The organism is Stenotrophomonas sepilia (assembly GCF_003244875.1).
Classification (GTDB): domain Bacteria; phylum Pseudomonadota; class Gammaproteobacteria; order Xanthomonadales; family Xanthomonadaceae; genus Stenotrophomonas; species Stenotrophomonas sepilia.
Map to the genome: position 1 here is coordinate 1 of NZ_LXXZ01000107.1, position 4,755 is coordinate 4,755.

Consider the following 4,755-nt stretch of genomic DNA (forward strand, 5'->3'; position numbering starts at 1 on the left):
ATCATGGCCGAGATCTCCGCTGCCTCGCAGGAACAGAGCGCGGGCATCGAGCAGGTCAACCAGACCGTGGTGCAGATGGACGAGACCACCCAGCAGAACGCCGCGCTGGTGGAGGAAGCCACTGCTGCCGCGCGTGCGATGGAGGACCAGGCCGTGCAGCTGGGTGAAGCCGTGGCCCGCTTCCGGCTGGCATCGCACGGCACGACGGCCATTCCGGCACGCCCGCTGGCGGCGCCGGTACCGCGCCAGGTCGCAGCCGCCGCGCCTTCGGCAAAGCCGGCTTCCGCGCGCCCCCTGCGCAGCTCGACGGCGCAGCCGGTACTGGCCGCCGACGGCGACTGGCAGGAGTTCTGACAGAACCACGGGGTCAGATCCCTTTCCCGCAGAAAGGGATCTGACCCCTTACGCGTGGAAAGTGATGCAAATCCCACTTCATAATCCGGTGCAGAGGCCGATATCCCCATCGAGCCTCGCGCCAATGCGTGCTGGCGCCCGCCCCTGACCGTAGATTCCATGTCCGACGGCAACGACACTGCAGTGCATGATGTCCACGCGGCCGACGCCGCTGACGAGCGCTTCCTGGTCCGCAATCCGCGTCAGCTGCGCCAGCTGCTGCGCTCGCTGATCGACCAGCGATCATTGATCAACGCGCACATCGACGGCCGCGACCGTTCGTTCCCCACTGCGCTGCTCGACCTCGACGAAGACGAGGACTACCTGCTGCTCGATGGCAGCCCGCAGGAAGCTTCCAACCGCGCCGCCGAGCAGGCCGATCACCTGCTGTGCTTCGCCCAGCTCGAACGGGTGCTGGTGCGCTTCCGCCTGCACGAACTGCAGCGCGTGGACAACGACGGCCACGTGGCCTTCCGCGCCCCGCTTCCGGAAGAACTGGTGCACCTGCAGCGCCGCGAGCTGTATCGGCTGGAGACGCCAGTCACTGATTCACCGCAGCTGCTGCTGCCACCCGGCGAAGCGCGGGCCGAAGCGCTGTCGATGCGGGTGGTGGACATCAGCGGTGGCGGTCTGGCCGTGGTGGTGCCCAATGACTGCGCGGTATTTGGTCTGCAGAAGCGTTATCCGGCGCAGCTGTCGCTGCCGGACGGCCCCGACCTGGACATCGCGCTGGTGGTCTGCAACCTGTTGCCGCAGCGCCAGCCCAACGGCATCGAGGTCAAGCGCGTGGGCATGCGCTTCGACAGCCTGCCGCGCGGCGCCGACAGCGCCATCCAGCGCTACATCTTCCGCATCGACCGCCAACGCAAGGCACGCCGCAACGGCGAGCTCTAAGGCCCGGCCAACAGGTAGTGCCGGCCGCTGGCCGGCAACGTCGCGACAATGCGGGTACGGCCATTGCCGGCCAGCGGCAGGCACTACCGATCTCCGGTGGATCCACGCCATGCGTGGATGCCTTTCCCCGGGCACCTAAAGTCCCCCCCAGCGGAGCCGATATCGAGCCTGACACCGGGACTTCCGGCAGAACCAGGACCCCTCGATGAACGACAAGACCAGCTCCGCCGCCAGCACCGGTGGCGAATTCCTCAGCTTCACGCTTGGTGACGAGCACTACGGCGTGGACATCCTCAAGGTGCAGGAAATCCGTGGCTATGATGCGGTTACCCGCGTGCCGGATGCCCCGGACTACATCAAGGGCGTGATCAACCTGCGCGGCACCATCGTCCCGGTGATCGACCTGCGCCTGAAGCTGCGCCTGGACAACGCCCGCTACGACGCCTTCACCGTGATGATCGTGCTGAACGTCGACGACCGCGTGGTCGGCATCGTCGTCGACAGCGTCTCCGACGTGATCCCGCTGTCGGCCGAGCAGATCCGACCGACCCCGGAATTCGGTGCCGCCGTCGATACCCGCTTCATCTCCGGCATCGGTACCCATGACGATCGCATGCTGATCCTGCTGGACATCGAGACCCTGCTCGACAGCGCCGACATGGGCCAGGCCAGCCCCGCCGAAGACGTCGCCGCCTGAGCAACCGGAACTGCTTCACGTTCCAGTCACAAAACCCTTCAGTTCCCTTCGGCGGTGCCGATAGGGGGACAGAAGCCGGTCGCGCAGGAGCGCGCAGGACCGGCCCGATCGTTACCATCCCCGGAGATACCCTCGATGAAGTCCCTGTTTGCGTTCGTCTCGGCTGCTGTCCTGGCCACCACCGCCACCTCCGCTTTCGCCCAGTCGGCCGACATGATCCCGCCGGAAATGGCGCCGCGTTCGGTCGGCAAGGACGGCATGGTCTGTGGCAAGGTTGAAAAGGCCCGCTACGCAGAAGGTTCCGAAGGCCAGCCGACCTTCCTGTACATGGGCGGTGCCTTCCCGCGCCACACCTTCTCGGCCCGCATCGCCGGCGAGAACCGCGGCAAGTTCTCCTTCCCGCTGGAAACCCTGGAAGGCAAGACCGTCTGCGTGATCGGCAAGATCCAGCGCGACGCCTCGCGCGCGGAAATCGAAGTCAGCTCGCCGGCTGGGCTGAAGCTGGCCAACATCAAGTAATCCGCTGTCCGTCGAACTACGCCGGACCTGGTGCCGGCGTGGTTTCTGCTGCAACCGGGCCCGATGCCCGGGCGCGTCTGCCTTAGGAGCTCGCAACGCCAATGCCGTGGATCAACAACCTGAAACTGATGCCGAAGCTGCTGCTGACCTTCGGCGTCCTCCTGCTGGTGATGCTGCTGCAGGGCATCGTCGCCTATCGCGGCCTGCATTCGCTGAACAACGTCACCACCGAGCTGGCCGGTTCACGCATGGAAAGCATCCGCCTCGCCGGCGAGATGCGCGGCATGCTGGGCGAGTACCGCAATGCCGCCTACCAGCAGTTGATCCGCGCCAGCGACGACGTCAAGGCCGATGCGCGCAAGCAGGCCGTCGACCTGCGCACCAGCATGGACAAGTCGATCAAGGACTATCCGAAGCTGGTCGATAACGCACAACAGAAGAAGTTGTTCGACACCTTCGCCAAGGAATGGAAGGATGCCCTGGCGTCCTATGACAGCGTCACCGAGATGCTGGAACTGGACCTGCCGGACGACGCCATCGATACCTTCGTCGGCGAAACCCGTACCAAGCACCGCAAGGCTGCATCGGCGCTGGAAGCGCTGATCGCCGAAGACAACCGCCTCGCCCGCGCCTCGCGCGAAGAGGCCGCTTCCACCTATTCCGCCTCGGCCGTGCTGACCGTGATCGCCCTGCTGGGCGGCGCCGCGCTCGGCCTGGTGCTGGTGTGGCTGTTCGCACGCGCACTGGTCGGCAGCGTGCGTGGCGCCGTCTCGGTCGCCAACGACGTCGCCGGTGGCAAGCTCGATGGCCATATCGACGTCAGCCGCCAGGACGAAGTGGGCGAACTGATGCAGGCCATGCAGCGCATGCAGCGCGACCTGCGCGAGCGCATCGAAACCGACCAGGCCGTCGCCCGCGAGAACCTGCGCATCCGCACCGCGCTGGACTACAGCTCGACCGGCGTGTACCTGACCGACACCAGCAACACCATCGTCTACAGCAACCGCGCCCTGCAGCAGACCCTGAGCCAGTACCAGGACGAAGTGCGCCGCGACCTGCCGGACTTCGACGCCCAGGCCTCGCTGATCGGCAAGCCGGTCACCGTGCTCGAGCACCGTGGCGAGATGGACCAGACCCTGCTGGGCAACCTGAAGGCGCACGGTGTCGCGCGTCGCCCGATGCAGTACGGCGATGCCCAGTTCGCCCAGGTGGTGTCGACCATCCGCAATGAAGGCGGCGACACCGTCGGCTACGTGGTGGAATGGCGCGACCGTACCCAGGAAGCGCAGGTTGAAGCGGAAGTGGCCCGCGTGATCGCCCAGGCCGCCGCCGGCGACCTGTCCGGCCGCATTGACGCCACCGACAAGGAAGGCTTCTTCCTGCAGCTGGCGCAGCAGATCAACGGCCTGCTGGACGCCAACGCCGGCAGCATCGAGCAGATCTCCGGCCTGCTTGCGGCACTGTCGCAGGGCGACCTGACCGTGCGCATGCACGGCGACTACCAGGGCGTGTTCGCCCGCATGCGTGACGATGCCAACGCCACCGCCGCGCAGCTGAGCGAGATCGTCACCCGCATCAAGCAATCCAGCCGCGCGATCAGTTCGGCCGCCGGCGAGATCGCCTCCGGCAACAGCGACCTGTCGCGCCGGACCGAGCAGCAGGCCGCAAACCTGGAAGAAACCGCGGCCTCGATGGAGGAACTGACCTCCACCGTGCGCCAGAACGCCGAACACGCCCGCCAGGCCAACCAGCTCGCCATCGGCGCGCACGGTGTCGCCTCGCAGGGTGGCGAGGTCGTCGGCCAGGTGGTCACCACCATGTCCGCCATCGAAGCCTCGTCGAAGAAGATCGCCGAAATCATCAGCGTCATCGACGGCATCGCGTTCCAGACCAACATCCTGGCACTGAACGCCGCCGTGGAAGCCGCGCGTGCCGGTGAACAGGGCCGCGGCTTCGCCGTGGTTGCCAGCGAAGTGCGCACCCTCGCCCAGCGCTCGGCCGCCGCCGCCAAGGAGATCAAGGGCCTGATCGACGACTCGGTCGGCAAGGTCAACGATGGCTCGGCGCTGGTGCACAAGGCCGGCGCCACCATGGGCGAGATTGTCGCCTCGGTGCAGCGCGTGACCGACATCATGGCCGAAATCTCCGCGGCCTCGCAGGAACAGTCCGCCGGCATCGAGCAGGTCAACCAGACCGTGGTGCAGATGGACGAGACCACCCAGCAGAACGCTGCGCTGGTGGAGGAAGCCACT

General features: G+C 66.5%; 4 protein-coding genes and 1 pseudogene. All 5 read left to right on the forward strand.

Annotation, left to right across the window (positions count from 1 at the left end; translation table 11 throughout):
• Nucleotides 1-354: pseudogene (locus A7X97_RS20770) on the forward strand (methyl-accepting chemotaxis protein); the annotation flags it as partial.
• A 159-nt stretch (nucleotides 355-513) separates the two neighbouring features.
• Complete coding sequence (locus tag A7X97_RS20775) at nucleotides 514-1,287, forward strand: flagellar brake protein (protein ID WP_005416413.1); 774 nt, start codon at nucleotides 514-516, stop codon at nucleotides 1,285-1,287.
• Nucleotides 1,288-1,492: 205 nt separating this feature from the next.
• Nucleotides 1,493-1,984 carry a chemotaxis protein CheW gene (locus A7X97_RS20780; protein WP_072166946.1) on the forward strand — a complete coding sequence of 164 codons (492 nt, stop codon included), beginning with the start codon at nucleotides 1,493-1,495 and terminating at the stop codon, nucleotides 1,982-1,984.
• A 135-nt stretch (nucleotides 1,985-2,119) separates the two neighbouring features.
• Nucleotides 2,120-2,503: a hypothetical protein gene (locus A7X97_RS20785; protein WP_061480764.1), complete on the forward strand. Its 384-nt coding sequence runs from the start codon at nucleotides 2,120-2,122 to the stop codon at nucleotides 2,501-2,503.
• 101 nt (nucleotides 2,504-2,604) lie between these two features.
• Nucleotides 2,605-4,755: methyl-accepting chemotaxis protein (locus tag A7X97_RS20790; protein WP_111008392.1), on the forward strand; the 2,151-nt coding region annotated here is incomplete at its 3' end.

What these genes read in the sequence shown, in the direction of transcription:
- A7X97_RS20775 (WP_005416413.1), top strand. Translation starts at nt 514, where the DNA reads ATGTCCGACGGCAACGACACTGCAGTGCATGATGTCCACGCGGCCGAC.
- A7X97_RS20780 (WP_072166946.1), top strand. Translation starts at nt 1,493, where the DNA reads ATGAACGACAAGACCAGCTCCGCCGCCAGCACCGGTGGCGAATTCCTC.
- A7X97_RS20785 (WP_061480764.1), top strand. Translation starts at nt 2,120, where the DNA reads ATGAAGTCCCTGTTTGCGTTCGTCTCGGCTGCTGTCCTGGCCACCACC.